Annotated in this window: 20 protein-coding genes and 2 pseudogenes; 12 read left to right on the forward strand and 10 right to left on the reverse strand. The window is 71.9% G+C overall.

Features of this window, described 5'->3' with window-relative positions; genetic code table 11:
• Positions 1-53 precede the first annotated feature (53 nt).
• Entirely contained in the window at positions 54-710 is a 657-nt protein-coding gene (locus tag OG542_RS30615) for a GntR family transcriptional regulator (protein WP_328415009.1), read from the reverse strand.
• Positions 711-896: 186 nt separating this feature from the next.
• Here OG542_RS30615 and OG542_RS30620 point away from each other — a divergent pair, with 186 nt between their 5' ends.
• Together OG542_RS30620 and OG542_RS30625 are read left to right on the forward strand one after the other, a co-directional pair.
• Positions 897-2,372: an NCS1 family nucleobase:cation symporter-1 gene (locus OG542_RS30620; RefSeq protein WP_193480636.1), complete on the forward strand. Its 1,476-nt coding sequence runs from the start codon at positions 897-899 to the stop codon at positions 2,370-2,372.
• A 5-nt stretch (positions 2,373-2,377) separates the two neighbouring features.
• Positions 2,378-3,100 (forward strand): aspartate/glutamate racemase family protein, encoded by a 723-nt coding sequence (locus tag OG542_RS30625; RefSeq protein ID WP_328415012.1) that lies wholly within the window; start codon positions 2,378-2,380, stop codon positions 3,098-3,100.
• A gap of 1 nt (position 3,101) precedes the next feature.
• Here OG542_RS30625 and OG542_RS30630 read toward each other — a convergent pair whose 3' ends face one another.
• Positions 3,102-3,707 carry a gamma carbonic anhydrase family protein gene (locus OG542_RS30630; protein WP_328415014.1) on the reverse strand — a complete coding sequence of 202 codons (606 nt, stop codon included), beginning with the start codon at positions 3,705-3,707 and terminating at the stop codon, positions 3,102-3,104.
• Between the two features lie 76 nt (positions 3,708-3,783).
• Positions 3,784-4,221 carry a RidA family protein gene (locus OG542_RS30635; RefSeq protein WP_328415016.1) on the reverse strand — a complete coding sequence of 146 codons (438 nt, stop codon included), beginning with the start codon at positions 4,219-4,221 and terminating at the stop codon, positions 3,784-3,786.
• Between the two features lie 105 nt (positions 4,222-4,326).
• On the opposite strand from OG542_RS30635, the gene OG542_RS30640 reads away from it, so the two are divergent.
• From OG542_RS30640 to OG542_RS30665, 6 genes and pseudogenes are all read left to right on the forward strand, one after another.
• Entirely contained in the window at positions 4,327-5,103 is a 777-nt protein-coding gene (locus OG542_RS30640) for a nucleotidyltransferase domain-containing protein (RefSeq protein ID WP_328415018.1), read from the forward strand.
• 165 nt (positions 5,104-5,268) lie between these two features.
• Complete coding sequence (locus OG542_RS30645) at positions 5,269-7,167, forward strand: FUSC family protein (RefSeq protein WP_328415020.1); 1,899 nt, start codon at positions 5,269-5,271, stop codon at positions 7,165-7,167.
• Positions 7,168-7,190: 23 nt separating this feature from the next.
• Positions 7,191-8,555: an amidohydrolase gene (locus tag OG542_RS30650; RefSeq protein ID WP_328415022.1), complete on the forward strand. Its 1,365-nt coding sequence runs from the start codon at positions 7,191-7,193 to the stop codon at positions 8,553-8,555.
• Positions 8,556-8,573: 18 nt separating this feature from the next.
• Positions 8,574-8,789 (forward strand): annotated as a pseudogene (locus OG542_RS30655) (cytochrome P450); the annotation flags it as partial.
• Between the two features lie 95 nt (positions 8,790-8,884).
• Positions 8,885-9,573 (forward strand): annotated as a pseudogene (locus OG542_RS30660) (DUF899 domain-containing protein).
• A gap of 155 nt (positions 9,574-9,728) precedes the next feature.
• Complete coding sequence (locus OG542_RS30665) at positions 9,729-9,911, forward strand: hypothetical protein (protein ID WP_184596776.1); 183 nt, start codon at positions 9,729-9,731, stop codon at positions 9,909-9,911.
• Between the two features lie 23 nt (positions 9,912-9,934).
• On the opposite strand, the gene OG542_RS30670 is transcribed toward OG542_RS30665, so the two are convergent.
• The 3 genes from OG542_RS30670 to OG542_RS30680 form a co-directional block, all read right to left on the reverse strand.
• A complete protein-coding gene (locus OG542_RS30670; RefSeq protein ID WP_328415024.1) occupies positions 9,935-11,926 on the reverse strand; it encodes an ABC transporter ATP-binding protein in 1,992 nt (663 codons plus the stop codon).
• Positions 11,927-12,405: 479 nt separating this feature from the next.
• A complete protein-coding gene (locus tag OG542_RS30675; RefSeq protein WP_311125098.1) occupies positions 12,406-12,840 on the reverse strand; it encodes a hypothetical protein in 435 nt (144 codons plus the stop codon).
• Complete coding sequence (locus tag OG542_RS30680; protein WP_408057802.1) at positions 12,837-13,487, reverse strand: ATP-binding protein; 651 nt, start codon at positions 13,485-13,487, stop codon at positions 12,837-12,839. The genes OG542_RS30675 and OG542_RS30680 overlap by 4 nt, the downstream gene beginning before the upstream one ends.
• Before the next feature lie 252 nt (positions 13,488-13,739).
• On the opposite strand from OG542_RS30680, the gene OG542_RS30685 reads away from it, so the two are divergent.
• The 3 genes from OG542_RS30685 (at position 13,740) to OG542_RS30695 (ending at position 15,760) form a co-directional block, all read left to right on the forward strand.
• Entirely contained in the window at positions 13,740-14,600 is an 861-nt protein-coding gene (locus OG542_RS30685) for a helix-turn-helix domain-containing protein (RefSeq protein WP_311125096.1), read from the forward strand.
• On the forward strand, positions 14,600-14,854 hold the full coding sequence (locus tag OG542_RS30690) for a DUF397 domain-containing protein (protein WP_261682615.1): 255 nt from the start codon (positions 14,600-14,602) through the stop codon (positions 14,852-14,854). Before OG542_RS30685 ends, OG542_RS30690 begins: the two co-directional genes overlap by 1 nt.
• A gap of 93 nt (positions 14,855-14,947) precedes the next feature.
• On the forward strand, positions 14,948-15,760 hold the full coding sequence (locus OG542_RS30695; RefSeq protein WP_328415030.1) for an SAM-dependent methyltransferase: 813 nt from the start codon (positions 14,948-14,950) through the stop codon (positions 15,758-15,760).
• Between the two features lie 19 nt (positions 15,761-15,779).
• Here the strand turns inward: OG542_RS30695 and pdxR are convergent, their stop codons facing one another.
• Positions 15,780-17,192 carry a MocR-like pyridoxine biosynthesis transcription factor PdxR gene (gene pdxR, locus OG542_RS30700; RefSeq protein WP_328415032.1) on the reverse strand — a complete coding sequence of 471 codons (1,413 nt, stop codon included), beginning with the start codon at positions 17,190-17,192 and terminating at the stop codon, positions 15,780-15,782.
• Between the two features lie 47 nt (positions 17,193-17,239).
• On the opposite strand from pdxR, the gene OG542_RS30705 reads away from it, so the two are divergent.
• Positions 17,240-17,728 (forward strand): carboxymuconolactone decarboxylase family protein, encoded by a 489-nt coding sequence (locus tag OG542_RS30705; protein ID WP_328415034.1) that lies wholly within the window; start codon positions 17,240-17,242, stop codon positions 17,726-17,728.
• Positions 17,729-17,750: 22 nt separating this feature from the next.
• On the opposite strand, the gene OG542_RS30710 is transcribed toward OG542_RS30705, so the two are convergent.
• The 3 genes from OG542_RS30710 to OG542_RS30720 all read right to left on the reverse strand — a co-directional run bounded on the left by OG542_RS30710 (position 17,751) and on the right by OG542_RS30720 (position 20,874).
• On the reverse strand, positions 17,751-19,241 hold the full coding sequence (locus OG542_RS30710; RefSeq protein ID WP_328415036.1) for a glutamate synthase subunit beta: 1,491 nt from the start codon (positions 19,239-19,241) through the stop codon (positions 17,751-17,753).
• Positions 19,242-19,346: 105 nt separating this feature from the next.
• Entirely contained in the window at positions 19,347-19,826 is a 480-nt protein-coding gene (locus tag OG542_RS30715) for an anthrone oxygenase family protein (protein ID WP_328415038.1), read from the reverse strand.
• A gap of 364 nt (positions 19,827-20,190) precedes the next feature.
• Positions 20,191-20,874, reverse strand: a complete 684-nt coding sequence (locus tag OG542_RS30720) for a DUF2293 domain-containing protein (RefSeq protein WP_328415040.1) — start codon at positions 20,872-20,874, stop codon at positions 20,191-20,193.
• Positions 20,875-20,897 lie beyond the last annotated feature (23 nt).

The raw sequence follows: 20,897 nt of genomic DNA on the forward strand, positions 1-20,897 counted from the left end.
GGCGTGAGGTTCTGCGGTAGGACGATGGGGTTCTACGGGAGGGCGATGGGGTTCTACGGGAGTTCTTCGTCCCCGAACAGGTGCCGCACCGTGGAGCTGTAGTTGGTCCGTACGTGCGTGAGCGCGTGCGCGCGGGCCCGGTCCGGGTCGCCCGAGGCGATCGCCTCGTACAACTCGCGGTGCTCGACGAGGAGCTGGGGCCACTCCTCGTTGCGCCGGGTCATCCAGCGCAGCCGGCCGGCGACCGGATCCAGGGCCTCGGCCAGCAGGCTGTTGCCCGCCATCGCCACGATGCGGTCGTGCAGGCGGCTGTTGACGTCCGTGATCACCTCGGCGTCCTCGGCCTCGGTCGCTGCGGCGGCGCGGTCGAGGAGTTCCTGGACCTCGGCCAGGTCCTCCGGGGTCGCGCGGGAGGCGGCGAGTCCGGCGGCGTAGACCTCGAGTGCCTCGCGCAGTTCGAACAGTTCCTTGACGTCGGTCGGGGTGAGGCGGCGTACGACCGTACGGCGCGGGGTCTCGAAGTGGACGAAGCCCTCGGTGACAAGTGCCCGGATCGCCTCCCGGACCGGAACGCGCGAGACGCCGAGGCGCTCCGCCAGCTCGCGTTCTACCAGGCGGTCGCCGGGGCGGAGGCTGCCCGCGATGATCTCCTGCCGTAGCTCGGAGGTGACGCGTTCGCGCACTGCGCCCAGGGGTTCGATCTTCGTCATGCAGTCCATCTTCGCCGAGGCGAGGGGTCTTTTACGGAGCGTTAACAACAGCGACATCGGTCAGAACGGTTGACGGGGAGACCATGAGCGCAGTTTGGTATACCAAATGCCCACCCGTTGAGCAGTCCCCACCGAACAGTTGCCATCGAGCAGCCCTCCGTCGTCCCCTTGCTCATGGAGGCCCCCGTGTCCCTCGCCGACCGTGCCGCGACCACCGGCACCCCAGCGTTCGTCCCCGATCCCCGGCTCACCAACGAAGACCTCGCGCCCGCGAAGAAGCGCAACTGGAAGGTCTTCGACCTCTTCGCCATGTGGATGTCCGACGTCCACAACCTCGGCAACTACACCTTCGCCGCCGGACTGCTCTTCCTCGGCATGAACGTCTGGCAGATCTTCACGTCCCTGCTCGTCGGCTTCGTGATCATCTACATCGGCATGAACTGGATGGGGAAGATCGGGCAGCGCCACGGCGTCCCCTTCCCGGTGGTCAGCCGTATCGCCTTCGGTGTCTGGGGCGCCAACATCCCGGCGCTGATCAGGGCCGTGATCGCCATCATGTGGTACGGCATCCAGACCTACCTGGCCTCCGTGGCCGTCAACGTGATGCTGCTCGCGGCCTGGCCGAGCCTGGAGTCGTGGACGCACAACTCCTTCCTGGGGCTCGACGCACTCGGCTGGGTCTCCTTCATCGCCCTGTGGCTGGTGCAGGCGGCGATCATCAGCCGGGGTATGGAATCGGTCCGGAAGTTCCAGGACTTCTGCGGCCCGGCGATCTGGCTCGTGATGATCGCGCTGGCCGTGTGGATCCTGGCCAAGGCCGGCTGGACGATCTCGCTCACCTCGACCCCGCACCCGGTCTCCGTGGGCGAGCAGTGGCGCCAGTGGTTCGGCGCCATCGGCCTGGTCCTCGCCACGTACGGCACGCTGATGCTCAACTTCTGCGACTTCTCCCGCTTCTCGCCCGACTACAAGACGGTCAAGCGCGGCAACTTCTGGGGCCTGCCCATCAACTCCACGGCCTTCGTGATCGTGTCGGTCATCGTCACCGCCGGGGCCTTCGAGGTCTTCGGCAAGGAGATCACCGATCCGGCCTACCTGGTCGCCGAGATCGGCAACACCTGGGTGCTGGTGGTGGGCGCGCTGACCTTCGCCATCGCCACCATGGGCGTCAACATCGTCGCCAACTTCGTCTCGCCGGCGTACGACCTCGCCAACGTCTGGCCGCAGAAGATCACCTTCAAGGTGGGCGGCATGATCAGCACGGTCGCGGCCCTGCTCGTCACCCCCTGGAACCTCTTCTCCAACCCGACCGTCGTGAACTACTTCCTCGGCGGCCTCGGGGCCTTCCTGGGTCCGCTGTTCGGCGTGATCATGGTCGACTACTACCTGGTCAAGCGCGGCCGTGTGAACGTGGACGAACTCTTCGACGCGACCCCCGGCTCCCGTTTCTACTACCGCAAGGGCGTCAACCCCAAGGCGCTGTGGGCGTTCCTGCCCGCGGCCGGTGTCGCCGCCGTCCTCGCGCTGGTGAAGACCTTCAGCGATGTGGCGCCGTACTCCTGGTTCATCGGCACGGCACTCGCGGCCGGGCTGTACGCGGCCCTGTGCCGCAGCGAACGCACCGCCGAACGCACCGCCGAGCGCCCTGCCATGGAGGTCTGAGCGACGTGCGGATCGTCGTCACCAACTGCAACACCACGCAGGAGATGACCGAGGAGATCGTACGAGGTGCCCGGGTCGCCGCAGGCCCGGGCACCACCGTGACCGGACTGACTCCCGCCTGGGGGCCCGAGTCCGCGGAGGGATGGCTCGACAGCTACCTGTCCGCCGCGGCCGTCCTGGACGCGCTGCGGACCTACGACGGACCGTCGTACGACGCCGTGGTCATGGCCGGCTTTGGGGAGCACGGGCGGGAGGGCGTGCGGGAGCTGGTGGACGTACCCGTCGTCGACATCACCGAGGCCGCCGCGCATCTCGCCTGCCTGCTGGGCCGCCGCTACGGCGTCGTCACCACGCTGGAGCGGTCGCGCGGCCAGATCGAGGACAGCCTGGAGACGGCGGGCGTGGTGCGGAACTGCGCCGCGGTCGTCGGCACGGGCCTGAAAGTGCTCGACCTCGGCGACGACGAGCGCACCGAGACGGCCTTCCTCGCCGCCGCCGAACGGGCCTGTGCGGCCGGAGCGGAGGTGCTGGTGCTGGGCTGCGCCGGGATGACCGGGTTGCAGCGGGCGGTCGGGGAGAAGCTGGGCCTGCCGGTCGTCGACGGGGTCGCCGCGGCGGTCAAACTGGCGGAGTCGCTGGTGGCCCTGGGGCTGACGACGAGCCGGGTGGGGAGCTATGCGGAGGCGCTGCCGAAACGGAGGGTGTGGGGGAGGCCCGAACGGGGGTAGCTCATGACGGGCCGTCCAGGGTGACGTCGTCGCCATGGGCCCCGTAGAACGCCACCTGGCGGGCCATGACCTCCCGCATCGACGTGCCGCGCGGGATGCCGTACACCGTGCCGGGGAAGTCCAGCGCCTCCTGGATCTGCCACAGTTCGTCGTGCTCGCCGGGGGCGAAGAGCCGGGCGCGGGGTGCTCCCGCCGCGATCCAGCCGATGGGCAGGACCGTGCCGGGCGGCAGCACGGAGTTGACGTGCAGCACACTGTGGATCCGCAGCTCGGAGCCGGTGCTCGCGACGGCCCCCGGGAAGACGCAGGCGCCGGTGGCCACGAAGACCTCGTCCTCGAGGGTCGCCCCGTTGACATGGGCGTGCGGGCCGACGAGCACCGCGTCACCGATCACGGCGGGGTGCCCGGCCCGCCCCCGCACCAGCGCGTTCTCCATCACGACGACGTCCGAGCCCGCCCGCACCTCCCCGTCCTCGGCGGTGAGCACGGCCCCGTGCAGCACGCGGCTGCGCTCACCGAGGACGACCGCCCCGCACAGGACGGCGGTCGGAGCGACGTACGCGGACTCGGGGACCACGGGGCGCCGCCCGCGGTGCTCGATCAACATGGCGATCCTCCTGGCTGTCGGCTGTCGGCTGTCGGCTGTCGGCTGTCGGCTGTCGGCTGCCGCCGGCCGGCTGCTGCTACGGAACGACGGCTGTCGCCGTAATCTCCACCAGCTGCCCCGTGTACCCGAGGCACGCCACGCCGATCAGCGTCGACGAGTGCGGACCCGCACTGAGCCCGGACGCCTCGACGACCTCCCAGACGGCGGACAGCACGGTCGGCTCACTGCTCACGACGTACACGTCGGTCGCCACGACGTGCGGCAGGTCGCTGCCCACCGCGTGCAGTTGGGCTTCGAGATTGGCGACCACCTGCTCGGCCTGACGCACCGGGTCGCCCGCGCCGACGAGGTTGCCGTCGGCGTCGAGCGGCACGGAGCCCGCGAGGAAGGCCAGCTCGGTACCGGCCTCCACGACGGAGGCATGGGAGTAGGCGGGGGGCGGGAACAGGGTCGGCACGGTGACGCGGCGGATCACGAGGGCTCCGATCTGAGGGGGCTTGAATCCGCTGATCATGCGGGTTCCGTCGAGTCGCCGCACGCGAATTTCGTTGCACCCCGTCCGAAGGACGGTCGTACGCTGCACCGGACTTCACCCTCCCATCTGCCAGGAGCCGCACCCGTGCCCACCCTCCCGGACCAGGCCTTCCTCGACACCACCGCCGACCGCCTCGCCGCCCTTCCCGCCGTCGAGGCCGTCACCCTCGGCGGCTCCCGGGCCCAGGGCACCGAACGGCCCGACAGCGACTGGGACCTCGCGGTCTACTACCGCGGCGCCTTCGACCCGGCCGATCTCCGCGCCACCGGCTGGGAGGGCGAGGTGTCCGCGATCGGCGCGTGGGGTGGCGGTGTCTTCAACGGAGGTGCCTGGCTGACGATCGACGGCAGGCGCGTGGATGTCCACTACCGCGATCTGGACGTCGTCGAACACGAGCGGGCGGAGGCCGAGGAAGGCCGCTTCCGCGTCGAGCCGCTGATGTTCCATCTGGCGGGCATCCCGACGTATCTGCTCGTCGCCGAACTCGCGATCAACAAGGTGCTGCGGGGCACACTGCCACGCCCCGGCACCTACCCACCGGCCCTGCGTGAGACCGCCCCGGCCCACTGGTACGGCATGGCCACCGCCACCCTCGCCTACGCCAGGGCCGGCCACGCCCCGAAAGCCGCCACCACCCAGGTGGCGGGAGCGATCGCCCTCGCCGCGACACAGACCGCGCACGCCGTGCTGGCGGCGCGTGGGGAGTGGGTCACGAACGAGAAGGGGCTCGTCGCGCGGGCGGGTCTGCGTGACGTGGACGAGCTCGTCCGGAGCCTGACGGGCGACCCGGGCGCGCTCGCCCGGACGATCACCGACGCGGAGACACTCCTCGCCCGGACCCTGGAGGCGGCGCGGAGCTGACCGTCGTCGCCGATTGCGTTCATAAAGAACCCGGCTCTCCCGCACTCCGTCACGTTCCGGAAACCTTTCCTCCAGGAACCCCGCTTACCGTGGACACCCACACCCCGCCCCGGCCACCGTCGCCCGAAGGCCCACCCCTGCCCTCGATGAGACGACAGGAGCCCTGTGTCCCGGTCCCGCCGTTTTTCCCTTGCGTTGCCGCCCTGGCTCGCGCACGCCCTGCGCGCTCAGCGTGGGCCGGTGCCCTGGAGCGCGGTGACGCGGGGGGCCTTGTCCGCCGGGCCGTTGTTGCTGGTGGCCGTGGAGACGGGGCGTACGTCTCTCGGTGTCGTCGCCGCCATCGCCGCCATGCTCGCCGGGATCAACGACCGGCCCGGGAGCCGGCGGGTCTCGGTCAAGCGGCTCGGGGTGCCCGCGCTGGGCGGTGCCCTGGGGCTGGTGATCGGGACGTATGCCGGGGACGAGACCGGCGCGGTCGTGCTCACCGTGGTCCTCACGGTCGTCGGGCTCGTCGCCGGGGGGATGAGCGCCGTGGGGCCCGTCGCGTCGGCCTCCGGGACACAGTTGCTCGTCGGCGCGGCGATCGGCGCGGGGATGCCCCTGCCCGAGGCGGGGTGGGAGCGTGCGCTCGCCTTCCTCGCCGGGGCCGGCTGGCTGCTCGTGCTCCGGCTCGTGCTGCCCACGCCCGGCTCCCTCGCCGGTGACTTCCGCTTCGACGGGGAGCGGGCCGCCGTGGCCGGCGTGTACGACGCCGTCGCCGAGCTCCTCGACGCCGTCGGCGGGCCGGACGCCATTCGCCGTCGTGCCGCGCTCACCGCCGCCCTCGACCACGCCCAGGACGCGCTCGCCGGGCCCCGGCTGCGGCGGTACGCCTCCTCCTCCACCGAGCGACGGCTGCACGCGCAGTACGCCGCCGCGCTGCCCCTCGCCGAGGCCGCCACCGCGCTGGCCTGGGCCGAGGAGGCCGTGTCCGAACGGGCTTCCGAAGGTCCCCGGCGGCTCGCCGCCGCCGTACGCGACAACACCCACACCGGGCCGCTGCCCGCCCCCTCTCGCTCGGCGCCCGCGCTGCGTGCCCTCGACGACGCCCTCCTGGAGGCCGCCGAGGTGTTCGACCAGGGCGGGGGCGGCGATCTGCACACCCGGCCCCGTACCGCCAGGGACCGGCTGCGCGCCGCCTTCGGGACCGCCGGACGCGAGTACGGACTGCGGGTCGCCCTCTGCTTCGGGGCCAGTTCCGCGGTCGCCCAGGCGCTGCACCAGACCCAGTGGTACGGGGAGCACGAGCACTGGTACTGGCTGCCCGCCACCGCCGTCTTCCTCGTCAAGCCCGACCTGGGGCCGCTGGCCTCACGGGTGCTGAACCGGGCCGCGGGGACCGTCCTAGGCGCTCTCCTCTTCGCCGGGTTCGCCGTCGTCCTGCCCCGGCCGGAAGGGCTCATCGCGCTCGTCGCGCTCAGCGGGGCGCTGATACCCGTCGCCACCCGGCACTTCGCCGCCCAGACCGCCGTCGTCACCGTTCTCGTCCTCGCCCTGGTCATGGTCGGCGGCGAGGCACAGGCCTCCGCGGGCCGGATCGGCGAAACACTGCTGGCTTGCGCGATCGTGCTGATCGTCGGGCACCTTCCGATGCCCGGCCAGCGGGGCGGGGGAGTGCGCGCCAGGCTCGCGGCGGCGAGCCGAGCCGCGTACGCCTACCTCACCCATGTCCTCGACGAGGCCGACGCCCCGCGCATCGGCGGCTCCGGCACCCCCTCCGACCACCGCGCCACCCGCTGGACCCTGCGTCGCGAGGCCTACCGCACCCTCGCCGAGGCCCGCACGGCCATCTCCCTCTCCGCGCACGAACTGCCCGCCCTCGCCCGGCACACCGAGGGCGCGGACGAGGTGGCCGACCTCCTCGAACGCCTCGTCGACACCACGACCGCCTGCGCCGTGCACCTCGACGACACGGGCCGGATCGGCCCCCGCCACACGGAACGCCTCGCCGCGGTCCTCGACGAACTCGACGGACCCGGGGAACGGGTGGGGCTCCGACTGCCCCGGACCCCCCTCGCCGGATAGCGCCCTCGTCGTACGTTGGCGTGATGACGCCTTCTGCCGCGGACAGTCCCGCCGACCTCGTCATCAGCGCGTGCACCGTCCTCGTGCACGACGACCAAGAGCGGATCGGCTTCGAGGAGGACGCCGCGATCGTCGTACGGAACGGGATCGTCGAGGCCGTCACGAGTACCTCGGCGGTCGCGGACCTGGCCGCCGCCGAGCGGCTCGACGCCCGTGGCCAGGTCGCCCTGCCCGGCCTGATCAACTGTCACACGCACGCGCCGATGGTCGCGCTGCGCGGCATCGCCGAGGACCTGCCCACCGAGGAGTGGTTCAACGACGTCGTCTGGCCCGTCGAGTCCAACCTCACGCCGAAGGACGTCGAGCTGGGCGCGCGGCTCGCCTGTGCCGAGATGATCCGCGCCGGCGTCACCTGCTTCGCCGACCACTACTTCGCCATGGACGCGGTCGCCGCGGTGGTCGCCGAGTGCGGCATGCGGGCGCTGCTGGGCGAGGCCTACTTCTCCTCGCAGGGTCCCGAGGGCCGGGAGCGGTCACTGGGGTTCGCGCTGCGGCACCGCGGCTCGGCGGACGGCCGTATCACCACCGCGCTCGCGCCCCACGCCCCCTACACGGTCGACGACACCGACCTCGCCGCCACCGCCGAACTCGCCCGCGAGCACGGCCTGCCCGTGCACCTCCACGCCGCGGAGAACCGGAACCAGACGGACACCAGCCTCGCCCGCCACGGCGTCACCCCGATCGAGGTCCTGGCCCGCACCGGGATCCTCGACACGGACGTGCTCCTCGCCCACGGCACCGGCATCACCGACCGCGACCTGCCGGTCCTGGAGCGGGCGGGCGGTCGTACGGCCGTCGCCACCGCGCCCCGCGGCTACCTCAAGTTCGCCTGGCCCGACACCACACCGGTCCGCGCCCTGCGCGACATCGGCGTCCCCGTCGGACTCGCCACCGACGGCGCCGCCTCCAACAACTCCCTCGACGTGTGGGAGTCCATGGCCCTCACCTCGCTGGTCCAGAAGTCGGCCGAGGGCGATCCCCGCTGGCTGACCTCCCGCCAGGCCCTGCACCACGCCACCCTGCAGAGCGCCCGTGCCGTGGGGCTGGGGGACAGCGTCGGCAGCATCGTGCCGGGCCGGAGGGCGGACATCGTCCTGGTCGACCTCACCGGCCCGCACACCCGGCCCGTCCACGACCTCGCCGCCACCCTCGTGCACAGCGCCCGCTCGTCCGACGTCCGCACCACGATCGTCGACGGACGGATCCTGATGCGCGACCGGACCCTGCTGACGATCGATGTGCCCGCGGTGGCAGGGGAGTTGGAGGAGCGCCTGCCCGGGCTCGTGGACCGCGGTCACGGCCGGCGCATCCAGGAGTACGACACCTGATTTTCCAGGCTGGCCCGCATGGATCCAGCCCACGGCCTCCTCGAGAACCCCCACGACGTGTACCGGCGCCTGCGCGAGAGCGCGCCGGTGCACCGCACAGCCGGCCCCGACGGCAGTCCCGCCTGGCTCGTGACCAGGTACGAGGACGTCCGCGCGGCCCTCGCCGATCCCCGCCTCTCCCTGGACAAGGCACGAGCGAAGGAGGGTAGCTACCGGGGTCTGGCCGCGCTGCCGGTGACGTACGCGGAAAAAACCTCGTGAGCCGGCGATGAGTTCCGCCCCTCCCACCGGTCACCACCCCGGACGGACCGTTGCCACAGGAGGGGTTCATGTCGCTTCCGGAGATCGCCTCGCGCGAGCAGTGGCGCGAGGCGCGCGCCGAACTGCTGGTCAAGGAGAAGGCCGCCACCCGCGCGCGGGACGCGCTGGGCGCCGAGCGGCGCGGACTGCCCATGGTGGAGGTCGACGAGGAGTACGTGTTCGAGGGCGGGGACGGCAATGCCACGCTGCTCGACCTGTTCGAGGGGCGGAACCAGCTCGTCGTCTACCACTTCATGTTCGCGCCCGAGTCGGAGGCAGGCTGCCGCAGCTGCTCGGGTTTCCTGGATCAAATAGGGCATCTCGCCCATCTCAAGGCTCGTAGCACGTCGTTCACGGCCGTCTCCCGGGCGCCTTTCTCGAAGATCCTGCCCTTCAAGGCCCGGATGGGCTGACGGTGCCCTGGTACTCGTCGTACGGGAGTGGCTTCAACCGCGACTTCGAGGTGACGCTCGAACGCGAGGGGGAACTCGTCGAGCGGCCCGGCCTCAGCTGCTTCCTGCGGGACCGCGACCGGGTCTTCCACGCTTACTCGACGTACGAGCGCGGCCTCGACGGCCTCGGCTCGACCACCAGCCTGCTGGACCTCACCGCGCTGGGCAGGCAGGAGGCGTGGGAGGAGCCCAAGGGGCGCTCGTCGGCTCTTGGGGCGCCTGCGGGAAGCGAGCGCATCCGGTATCACGACGAGTACGACGACTGATACACAAAGTGAGCACATCCGCCAAGAGGCTGAGAGGTTGGTCACACTTGGCGGTGAACGAGTGTCAACTACGTCTCAGAACCGTCACTTCGCGAGCCGTTCACCCCATGGTTGGCGTTTAACTCTACGAGTACAGCGCGACATGGAGGTGCAGGGTGAACGGGCGAACGGTGCTCGAGAGCTTTCCCGCCGGTGGGCCGCGTGGCTCCTGGCCGGCGGAGGAGTTCGCGCAGGCGCGGCGTCTGGAGGGCCTGCCTGCCGAGGTTGTCATGGACCTCGCGACAGACATGTTCCTGGTGATCGTGCGCAGCGGGGACAGCGCCGACGCCACGGCCTGACGGACGGCCCGGGAAGGCGTGGCTCAGCCCGCCTTCGGCGCAGGCACCTTCGTGACCGGCACGACCGGCGGAGCCGTCGTGGGTGGCGTGACCGTCGTAGGTGGCCTGGTGAACTGCTCCGCCTGGAGCGCGTACAGCTCGGCGTAGAGCCCGCCGGTGGCCAGCAGCTCGTCCGGCGTCCCGGACTCCACGAGCCGGCCCTGGTCCAGGACGTGCACCAGGTCGGCATGGCGGACGGACGCCAGCCGGTGCGTGATCAGCACGACCGTCTGGCCGCTGTCGGCCAGGGCGCGGATCCGCTCGAACACCTCCAGCTCGGCCCGTGCGTCCAGGGCCGCCGTCGGCTCGTCCACGATCAGGATGCTGCCTCTGCGGTAGGCCGCCCGGGCGATGCCCAGCCGCTGCCACTGGCCGCCCGACAGTTCGTGGCCGCCGCTGAAGTTGCGGGCGAGCAGCGTGTCGAGCCCGCGCGGCAGGTCCGCGACCACCGTCTCCGCTCCGGCCTCGGCGATCGACGCGGCCAGCCGCTCATCGCACACGGGCGCCGACGTACGCCCCAGGGCGACGTTCACCCGGGCCGTGAAGGGCCACCGTTTGAAGTCCTGCGCCACCATCGCGATCCGCTCGGCCAGCCGGTGCCGGTCGGCGGTCGCCGCGTCCACGCCGTCCCACAGGATCCGCCCCCGCTCCGGGGTGTACAGCCCGGCGAGCAGCTTGACCAGGGTGGTCTTGCCGGAGCCGTTCTCGCCGACCAGCGCCACGATCCGGCCCAGCGGGAGGGCGAGCGTCACGTCGTCGAGAGCGGGGCGGGCCGAGTCGCCCGGGTAACGGAACGTGACGTTCTCGAAGCGGATCTCGCGCGGGTCCTCCGGCAGCGCCAGGCCTCCCGCCGGGATCGCGCGCTGCGCCGCCTCCGTGTACAGCCGTTGCAGGTCGCCGACGAAGAGCGCCTCCTCGTGCAGCGCGTTGACCTCCACCACGAGCGTGTCGAGGCTCTGCGAGCCGGTCCGGATCGCGATCACGGCCGTACCCGCCACCGACAGAGCCATCGAACCCGCCAGCAGCAGTGCGCCGAGCGTCGCGTACGTCGCCACCGTCGCCAGGCCCGTCCACGCCGCCGCGATCAGGCCGGTACGGGCGGCGAGCCCGGCCAGGCGGGCCTGCTCGGCCTCGGCCGTCTCCGACATCGCCCGGAAGTGCCGCAGCAGGAACGCCCCCACACCGTGCACCCGGATCTCGGGGGCCGCCTCGGGTTCGATCAGCAGGTTGCCCAGCAGCCGGCCCGCGCGGGCATGCTGCACCCAGGCGTGGAAGGACTCGTAGCGCCGCCGGGCCACGGTCAGGGCGCTCCAGGCGCTCGGCAGCGTCATCGTCACCAGCAGCGGCAGCAGGGCCGGATGCAGCACGGTCAGCACACCGGCCGCCGCGACCAGGGAGATCATCGCGTTGATCACACGCGTCCCGTACATGATCATCCGGCGGGCGGAGGCGGCGCCGTACTGCGCGGTGTCCAGCAGTTTGTGGAAGGCGTGGTCCTCGATCGCGGCCAGTTCCACGGTCGCGGCCCGCTCCAGGTACCGCTCGGTCGCCACCCGCTCCACCTTGGGCTCCAGGCGGCCGGTGGCGTAGGTGCTCGCGGCCCGCAGCAGTGCCGCGATCAGCATCACGAGGGCCACCGTGACCAGTGCGGGGACGGCTCCGCGCAGCCGGTCGTCGATCGGCCCGCCGCCCATCAGCCGGGCCAGCACGCTGTTGACCGCGAGCAGGCTCACCGCCTGGGCCGCGCCCCGGCCCGCCTCGGAGGCCAGCACGATCCGCGCGGCGCCCCGGTCGGCCTGCCGGGCGAGCCGGAGGCTGGACGACAACAGGGACGGCAACCGGGTGATCATGGCGCGGAAGTTCAGCTCCAGGAACGCGTCGGCGTGCTGGTTCCAGCCCATGTCGTAGCGCAGCGGCCCGCCGAAGAGTAGCCGCTCCGACTCGGACACCTCCGGCGCGGTCCGCTTCTTCCCCACCGTCGACCGACCTCCCCGCTCAGGCCCCGCTCGTGAACGAACGGCCACTATCGCGGGGGCGGAGCCCGCCCGGGCAGGGCGCAGCCCGGGGCGCCGGATGCGCGCGGGCGCACGACCGGACCGGGGGAGGCGTGGGGCGGCGCGGGGTCGTGGGGGTGGTGCGTATGCCTCGACCGGGATGTGCCCGGTAGGTCCTACGCGCCGGGCGAGTCATGCATGGTGGGTCCTGCGTGTCGGCCGGGTTGTGCTTGGTGGGTCCTGCGTGTCGGCCGGGTTGTGCTTGGTGGGTCCTGCGCGTCGGAGGGTTGTGCTTGGTTGGCCCTGCGCGCTGACCGAGTGGTGTTCGCCAGGCTCTGAGCGCTGACCGGCCCGTGTGCGACAGCCCCGCGCCTCGGCTGAGTCATGCTCGACAAGCCCTACGCGCTGACCGGCCCGTGTGCGACAGCCCCGCGCCTCGGCCGAGCCGTGCTCGGCTAGCCCTACGCGCTGACCGGCCGTGACCACGCCGGTGCGGTCCCCGTCACGCGGCACAGGGCCAGGTACAGCGGTATCGGCGGGGTGTACGGAAGCTTGCCGTTCGGGCGGTGGATCAGTTCGGGGATCTCCGGGACGTCCGGGACGACCGCGCCGGTGGCGTACCGCGCGGGGGACGGCCATTCCAGGGCGTGGTCGGAGTCGGCCGGCACCAGCCACCACCAGTGCGTCGCGTCGGCGTAGACGCAGCCCGCGCGGGGCAGCCGGGGGATGACCAGCCGGCCGAGACGGGCGGGGACCGCGACCGCGTCGCAGCCGAGCGGTGCGGTCATGCCGTCGGGCACGGGAAGGCGCAGGGCCGGACCCGGCGTACGCAGCCCGCGCCGGAGGCGGGCCAGGCTGTCCAGGTTCAGTACGCGGCCACCGTGCGCGGACGTCATGCCGCCCCCTGCTCTCGGGGTCGCCCCTGCGCGGGGACCTCCGGCGCGCTCCTCGCGTGACGCGCCTCGTGGGTTCCGTCCGCGTCGCCGCCCGGGTCGTCGGACGGACCCGGCTTCGGGCGGGCGCCCCAGCCCAGGTCGTTCCGGGGCTCCGACGGGTCACACGGGGTGTCCGCCGTGCGCGGCAGCTCGGCCCAGACCAGCAGCCCGGGGCCGTGCTCATGGGCACCCCAGGCTTCGCAGAGGGCATCGACGAGAAGCAGTCCCCTCCCGTGCTCCTCCTCGGGCCGCGTCCGGCCGGCCGCGTGGGGCTGGCCGGGGGCGCAGCCCTCGTCACGCACCGCTATCCGCACCAGGTCGTCGCCGTCGTGCAGCTCGCACACTATGTGTGCGCTCGCCGTGTGCACGATGGCGTTGGTGACCAGCTCGGTGACCACCAGGGCCGCGCTGTCGCACGTGTCCTCGCACACCGACCAGCCGGCCAGCCGGGCCCGCGTCAGGCGTCTGGCCTGTGCGGGGGAACCCGGATGTGCGGCCAGCTCGAAACGGAACCGGCGCTCGGCAGCGGCCCCGGCGGGGCCGACTCCGGCGGTACCGATGCCGGGAGGGCCTGCGGCGGCTGTTCCTAAGGGCGCGGACGGAATCACGCTTGCCACTATCGCCCCGGCGTGAACACTTGGCAAGTGTCACTCTGAAAATTGCAGAGTGCGCTGTGACGGTCTGAAAGGCCGTGGCACACTGCATCGCAACAGCACCCAGCGCGGCGCCAGTTGAGATCGTCGAAGATTCGTTCGAAACGTCAGTTCGGATCAGCTCTTCGAAAGGTCTTCGCATGGCGCCGCCGGGCTGTCAGCGTTCTTTTGTGGCCGGCTCGTCAGAACTCTTCGTGGAGGTGGAGCGTGAGCGAACCGCGGTCCGCGCCGACGGTAGGCCAGGTCGTCCTCGGCCGACGCCTGTTGGACCTGCGGGAGCGCGCCGGGATGAAGCGCGAGGAGGCCGCCCGCATCCTCCGCGTCGCCCCCGCCACGGTCCGTCGTATGGAGATGGCCGAGGTCGCGCTCAAAATCCCGTACCTGCAACTGCTTTTGAAGGCCTACGGAATCTGCGACGAGGAGGCCGACGCCTTCGTCCAGCTGGCCGAGGACGCGAACAAGCCCGGTTGGTGGCAGCGTTTTCACGACATCCTGCCCGGCTGGTTCTCGATGTACGTGAGCCTGGAGGGCGCGGCCGGCGTCATCCGCAGTTACGAACCCCATTTCGTCCCCGGCCTGTTGCAGACCGAGGATTACGCGCGCGGAGTGCTCCGCTCCGGCGCGATCGGCCAGACCCGGCCCGACGACATCGAGCGCCATGTCGCCCTGCGCATGCAGCGTCAGGACCTGCTCACCCGCGAGGACGCGCCCCGGCTGTGGGTCGTGATGGACGAGACCGCGCTGCGGCGCCCGGTCGGCGGCCCGGAGGTGATGCGTGCCCAGATCGACAGACTGCTCGAGGCCACGAAGCTGCCCAACGTGACGCTCCAGGTCGCCCCGTTCGCCAATGGGCCGCACCCGGGCACGTACGGGCCGTTCGTGCTGTTCCGATTCGCCATGCCCGAACTGCCGGACATGGTCTACAGCGAGTACCTGACCGGCGCGGTCTATCTCGACGCGCGCACCGAGGTGGCGACCCACCTCGAGGTCATGGACCGCATGGCGGCGCAGGCCGCTACGGCACATCGCACGAAGGAGATCCTCCGGGATCTCCGCAAGGAGCTGTAATGGATCGCATCAAGCCGCGCAAACAGGTCTACAACGGCATGCCCGCGCGTGACTTGGGCAGCGAAGGCTGGCACAAACCGTGGAGCGGCGGGAACGGCGGGAACTGCCTGGAGGCGATGAAGCTCGCCGACGGCCGGATCGCCGTCCGTCAGTCCACCGACCCCGACGGTCCGGCGCTGATCTACACCACCGACGAGATGACGGCCTTCATCGAGGGGGCGAAGGCCGGGGAGGCGGACTTCCTGCTGTCCTGACCTGATTGCCTTTGCTGACGCTCGACTCTCTGATGCTCGACTTTTTGACGCTGGTGCTGAATTGACCACCCTTTGTGCCTTACGGAGTGCCTCATGACCGGGCAGGACCCCACGACGGCCGTCCAGATCGACACGACCAGACCCCATCCCGCGCGGATGTACGACTGGTACCTCGGTGGCAAGGACAACTACCCGGTCGACGAGGAGATGGGCCGGCAGATGCTCACCCTCGACCCGAGGGTGCCGGTGATGGCGCGCGTCAACCGCGCCTTCATGCACCGGGCCACGCGCTGGCTGGCCCAGAACGGCGTACGGCAGTTCCTGGACATCGGCACCGGCATACCGACCGAGCCCAACCTCCACCAGGTCGCCCAGGCGATCGCCTCCGACGCCCGGGTCGTCTACTGCGACAACGACCCCATCGTCCTGGCCCACGCGGCGGCCCTGCTGCGCGGCACGGACGAGGGCACCACCGAGTACCTCCAGGCCGACGTGCGCGACCCGGACGCCATCCTGGAGGGCGCGCGGAAGGTCCTGGACCTCACCCGGCCCGTCGCGCTGTCGCTCATCGCGCTGCTGCACTTCGTCTCCGACGAGGACGGCGGGCACGACCTGGTCCGCCGCCTGCTCGCCGAACTGCCCTCCGGCAGCTACCTGGTGATCACCCACGCCACGGCCGACTTCACACCGGAGGAGTCCAGGGCGGCGACCGAGAAGCTCCGCGCCGCCGGCGTCACCCTGGCCCTGCGCTCCCGCGAGGAGTTCACCCGCTTCTTCGACGGCCTCGACCTCGTCGAACCCGGTGTCCAGGTGCCCCACCACTGGCACCCCGAGCTGGGCGAGCCGGTGCCCGGGCAGGACGACGGGGTGATTCCGGGGTACGGGGCGGTGGCGCGCAAGCCTTGAGGGGCTTCCGACGGGCCGGTCACGGCAGCGGCAGCGCGCCGCACAGTGCTTCCAGTGCCGGCCCGTAGGCATGCTCGGAGGGAGTCGCGTATCCCACGACGAGGCCGTCGCTCACCGGCATGTCCGTGTCCGGGTGCCGGAACGCGGCGAGGCCGTCGAGGGCGATGCCCCGCCAGGCGGCGGCCTTGACGGCGGAGGCCTCGGTGCCGGGCGGCAGCCGCAGCACCGCGTGCAGCCCGGCCGCGACGCCCGTGACCTCGACCTGAGGCGCGTGCTCGGCGAGCGCCGCGACGAGCCGGTCCCTGCGGCTCCGGTACCGCTGCCGCATCCGCCGTACGTGACGGTCGTACGACCCGGAGACGACGAAGTCGGCGAGGCTCAGCTGGTCGAGGACGCTCGCCCACGCCTCGCGCTCGCCCTTCACGGCGAGAACGTCCTCTACATACCGCTCCGGGAGCACCATCCAGCCCAGCCGCACCGCCGGTGACAGGCTCTTGCTGACCGAGCCGATGTGGATCACGCGCTCGGGGTCGAGCCCCTGGACGGCGCCGACCGGCCGGCGGTCGTAGCGGAACTCCCCGTCGTAGTCGTCCTCCAGAACCAGCCCGCCACGCGCGCGTGCCCAGTCGATCACGGCGGCCCGGCGTGCGGGGTGCAGCGGCCCGCCGGTCGGGAACTGGTGCGCCGGCGTGAGCAGCACGGCACGCTCGCGCCCCAACCGGTCGACCTGGGCGCCGTGTTCGTCGAGGGGGAGCGGCACGGTACGTACCCCGGCGCTCGCGAGGACCTCCCGGTGGAATCCGAGCCCGTACGCCTCCACCGCCAGGGGCCCGCGCAGGACGCCGCCTCCGAACAGCAGCCGCAGCGCGTGCGCGAAGCCGGAGCAGATCACGATCCGGCCGGGCTCGGTCCGCACGCCACGCGCGCGGGCCAGGTACTCCGTGAGCGCCTCCCGCAGTTCGGCCCGGCCTGCGGGGTCGCCCGGGCCGAACACCTCGTTGGGCGCCTGCTGGAGCGCCCTCCTGTAGGAGCCCAGCCAGGGCGCGCGCGGGAACGCCGAGATGTCCGGCGTGCCCTGCAGCAGGTTGTGCCGGGGGCCACGCGCGCGTGGAGGTGCCTTCTTGGGCACGCGAGCGGCGGGGCGCAGCGGCTCGGCCCGCTCCGCCACCCGGGTGCCCGAGCCCTGACGGGCGGTGAGCCAGCCCTCCGCGACGAGTTCCGCGTACGCGTCGGCCACTGTGTTGCGGGCGACACCGAGGTCGGCCGCGAGCGAGCGGTACGGCGGCAGCCGCGTGCCCGGAGCCAGCCGCCCGTCGCGTACGGCCTCGCGCAGCGCCCGGATCAGCGCCGTGCGCCGGCCGCCCGGCCCGGACAGCTCCAGATGCAGGTCGGACCCGATCCGTTCCGCGGAATTGACCCATGAACCCGCCATGGGAATGCACCCTACAGCAGGTCTTTGAGGCTCGTAGGTTGAGGGACATGACGACGAACACGAACACGACGCGGGCGCACTCGACAGGCACGGCCCGGCTGGAGTTCGCCCAGTCCGCCCCGAAGGCCTTCAGGGCCCTCATCGCCTTCGACGCCGCCGCCCGTGAGGGCCTCGACCCGGCCCTCGTCGAACTGATCCAGATCCGCGCCTCGCACCTCAACCACTGCGCGTACTGCCTCCATATGCACACCAACGACGCCCGCAAGGCCGGCGAGAGCGAGGACCGGCTGCACATGGTCGCCGTCTGGCGCGAGGCCCGCCACTTCTTCACCGAGCGGGAACAGGCGGCCCTCGCCCTCACGGAGGCGATCACCCTCGTCGCCGACGCGGGGGTCCCGGACGATGTCTACGCGCAGGCCGCGTCCCTCTTCGACGAACGGGAACTGGCCCAGGTCCTCGCCCTGGTCTGCACGATCAACACCTGGAACCGGGTGGCGCTGTCCACGGCGAAGGTGGCGGGCACGGACGAGCGGTGATCACCTTCCGAGCGGTCGTCTTCTAGACCACCATGGGCCGGTCGTACGGCCCGATCGGTGACGGCAGCCGCGAACTGCCCGTCAGATGACGGTCGACCGCGGCTGCCACGGCCCGTCCCTCGGCGATCGCCCAGACGATGAGCGACTGCCCCCGGGCGGCGTCACCCGCGGCGAACACGCCGGGCACGTTGGTGGCGAAACCGGCGTCACGCGCGACGGTGCCGCGGGGTTCCATCGCCAGCCCCAGCTGGTCGACGAGCCCGTCCTCGCGGTCGGGCCCGGAGAAGCCGAGGGCGAGCAGCACGAGGTCGGCGGGGAGCGTCCGCCCGGTGCCATCCACCGGGCGGCGCCGCGCGTCCACCTCCACCAGGTGCAGCGACCGCACATGCCCCTCCGCGTCGCCGTCGAAGCGCAGCGTGGACGCCGCGAACAGCCGCGCGTCCGCGTCGGCGACCGGAGCGGTCCGCAGATCACGGGCCTCCTCGTGCGCGGCGGACAGCCGGTAGATCCGTATCGGATACGTCGGCCAGGGCTCGGCGTCCTCGTCGCGCTCCGCCTCCGGCAGCGCGTAGATGTCCAGCTGGGTCACGGACGCGGCACCCTCCCGGACGGCCGTGCCCAGGCAGTCCGCCCCGGTGTCGCCGCCGCCGACGATGACGACGTGCTTCCCGGCGGCCGACAACGGGGACGCCTCCAGATCGCCCGCGCACACCCGGTTGGAAAGCGGAAGGTACTCCATCGCCTGGTGAACCCCCGCCAGTTCCCGCCCCGGCACGGTCAGTTCACGCCACGCGGTCGCCCCCGTGGCGAGCACCACGGCGTCGTATCGGGTCCGAAGCTCATCGGCCCCGATGTCCCGTCCGACCGACGTCGACGTACGGAACTTGGTCCCCTCGGCCAGCATCTGCTCCAGCCGCCGCTCAAGATGGTGCTTCTCCATCTTGAACTCGGGGATGCCGTACCGCATCAGCCCGCCCGGCCGGTCGGCCCTCTCGTACACGGCGACCGTGTGCCCGGCCCGGGTCAGCTGCTGTGCCGCGGCCAGCCCGGTGGGCCCCGAACCGATCACCGCGACCGTCTTGCCGGACAGCCGCTCAGGCGGCCTCGGCGGCGCGAAGCCCTCCTCCCACGCCCGGTCGGCGATCGCGCACTCGACGTTCTTGATGGTGACGGCCGGCTGGTTGATCGCCAGCACGCACCCCGCCTCGCACGGCGCCGGGCACAACCGGCCGGTGAACTCCGGGAAATTGTTCGTGGCGTGCAGCCGGTCGGCGGCCGCCCGCCAGTCCTCCCTCGACACCAGGTCGTTCCACTCGGGGATCAGGTTGCCCAACGGGCAGGCCTCGTGGCAGAAGGGGATGCCGCAGTCCATGCAGCGATCGGCCTGCTTGCTGATGATCGGCAGCAGCGCCCCGGGGACGTAGACCTCGTCCCAGTCCCGCACCCGCTCCTCTACCGGCCGCCGCGGCCAGTCCTGGCGGGGCGTGGTCATGAAACCCTTGGGATCGGCCATGGCCGTCTTCCTTGCGTGCGCGTGTGACAGGCCGTGCGTCGTCGGGCGGTACTCCTCCGGCCACGATACGTCCGCCTCCGGTTCGGTGCCTGTCGCCGCGAGCCGTCAGGTGATCGCCAGCACGTACGCCAGCGCCGCCCCGGCCGAGGCGGCCGTGCGGACGTGGTTCCACATCGTCCACTCGCGCACATACGCCGGCCAGTACGCGGCCGCCTCCGAGGTGCCCGGCTCCAGCTTGAGCAGCGCGTCGTTGCGCGGCACGTTCGCGACCATGGTGAGCCCGAACGAGCCGAACAGATACAGCGCGCTGCCCACCAGCAGCTCCACCGTCCCCTCCTCCGGCCACAGCACGAACGTCACCACGGCGATCACCGCGCACAGCACCGCCGACCCGAGGAACGCGGCCATGAAGGGCGGCGTCACCGCGGCCACGTTGATCGCGTTCATCGCGGCGACCCCCTGCGCGGGCGGCAGCGTGGCGAGGCCCCGCATGACGAAGGTCGAGAAGCCGCAGAACACCCCGGCCACCAGACCGGTCCCGAGCACACCCAGCACCGTCAGCACGAAGTACGGTCCGTCGATCATGTCAGCATCTCCCGCCCGTCGAGCCGGGATACTGCCCGGCGCACTTCCTCACCACAAGTGAATTCCCGTACGAGCACAGTGACCATGGCCGAGCGGCGCGGGGCCATAAGCGAACGTCCACGATCCCCCGGACGGCCGTGTCCACCGAACAGCCGGGTCCACCGGACGGCCGTGTCCACCGAACAGCCGGGTCCACCGGACGACACGGGTCCACCGAACAGCCGGGTCCACCGGACGACATGTGGCCGCCGGACGACATGTGGCCGCCGGACGGCACGGGGCCCCGGGACGGCACGCTCTCGCGGCGATCCGCCGAGCAGGCGAACCCCAGGCCGTGCTCGGCGCCCGCCGACGCCCGGCCGGGTCACCCGGCGGAACCGAGCCCCGCCTCGGTCCACCCCCTCAGCACCGTCTCCACCGCCGCCGCGATCCGCCGCCGCGCCTCGTGTCTCGGCACCCCGCTCATCAGCAGCCGGTCGTACGGCGTGTCCAGATGCCGCACGGACGCCACGACCGCCGAGGTCACCGCTCCCTCGGTCAGCGCCCGTCCCGCCGCACTGCGGCCCACCCGCCCGCTGCCCCGCTCCGAGGCGTGTGCGGCGATGGCGCGCGCCCGGCCGGCGGGGCATCCGGGATACAACCGCCGTATCTCCGCCGCGAACGTCAGAGCGAACAGCTCGTCCTGAGCCGCCCGATGCCGCGCGTCCCGCACCCGGCGCCGCCGCCGTGCCTCGGCGTCCGCGAGACACCGCTGCTCGGCCCTCGCCAGCGCCGCCTCCTCGACCAGAACGCCCTGCCGTTCGTAACGGCTCTTGCGCCGGTTGAACCGCACGACCACCGCCGACAGCGTGCTCTCCTCCCGCGACCTGCGCGTCAGCGCGGTGTCGCCGCTCGGCAGGAACACCAGATGCCCGAGGTCGGCACAGTCGAGGCAGCGCGGGGCGCCGTCCTCCAGGGCGAGCAGCGGCAGCGGCCCTAGCCGGCACTCGGCGCAGTAGCGGCGCTTCAGAGGCTGGAAGACGAGGAGCCCGGTGAGGGGCGGAAGCATCGCGCGGGGGACCATACGTGGTT

Source organism: Streptomyces violaceus (assembly GCF_036014075.1).
Taxonomy (GTDB): domain Bacteria; phylum Actinomycetota; class Actinomycetes; order Streptomycetales; family Streptomycetaceae; genus Streptomyces; species Streptomyces violaceus.

Excerpts from the sequence above, each read along its gene's own strand:
- OG542_RS30615 (WP_328415009.1), bottom strand. The coding sequence starts at position 710 with ATGACGAAGATCGAACCCCTGGGCGCAGTGCGCGAACGCGTCACCTCC.
- OG542_RS30630 (WP_328415014.1), bottom strand. The coding sequence starts at position 3,707 with ATGTTGATCGAGCACCGCGGGCGGCGCCCCGTGGTCCCCGAGTCCGCG.
- OG542_RS30635 (WP_328415016.1), bottom strand. The coding sequence starts at position 4,221 with ATGATCAGCGGATTCAAGCCCCCTCAGATCGGAGCCCTCGTGATCCGC.
- OG542_RS30650 (WP_328415022.1), top strand. The coding sequence starts at position 7,191 with ATGACGCCTTCTGCCGCGGACAGTCCCGCCGACCTCGTCATCAGCGCG.
- OG542_RS30675 (WP_311125098.1), bottom strand. The coding sequence starts at position 12,840 with ATGACGTCCGCGCACGGTGGCCGCGTACTGAACCTGGACAGCCTGGCC.
- OG542_RS30690 (WP_261682615.1), top strand. The coding sequence starts at position 14,600 with ATGGATCGCATCAAGCCGCGCAAACAGGTCTACAACGGCATGCCCGCG.
- OG542_RS30695 (WP_328415030.1), top strand. The coding sequence starts at position 14,948 with ATGACCGGGCAGGACCCCACGACGGCCGTCCAGATCGACACGACCAGA.
- pdxR (WP_328415032.1), bottom strand. The coding sequence starts at position 17,192 with ATGGCGGGTTCATGGGTCAATTCCGCGGAACGGATCGGGTCCGACCTG.
- OG542_RS30705 (WP_328415034.1), top strand. The coding sequence starts at position 17,240 with ATGACGACGAACACGAACACGACGCGGGCGCACTCGACAGGCACGGCC.
- OG542_RS30710 (WP_328415036.1), bottom strand. The coding sequence starts at position 19,241 with ATGGCCGATCCCAAGGGTTTCATGACCACGCCCCGCCAGGACTGGCCG.
- OG542_RS30715 (WP_328415038.1), bottom strand. The coding sequence starts at position 19,826 with ATGATCGACGGACCGTACTTCGTGCTGACGGTGCTGGGTGTGCTCGGG.
- OG542_RS30720 (WP_328415040.1), bottom strand. The coding sequence starts at position 20,874 with ATGCTTCCGCCCCTCACCGGGCTCCTCGTCTTCCAGCCTCTGAAGCGC.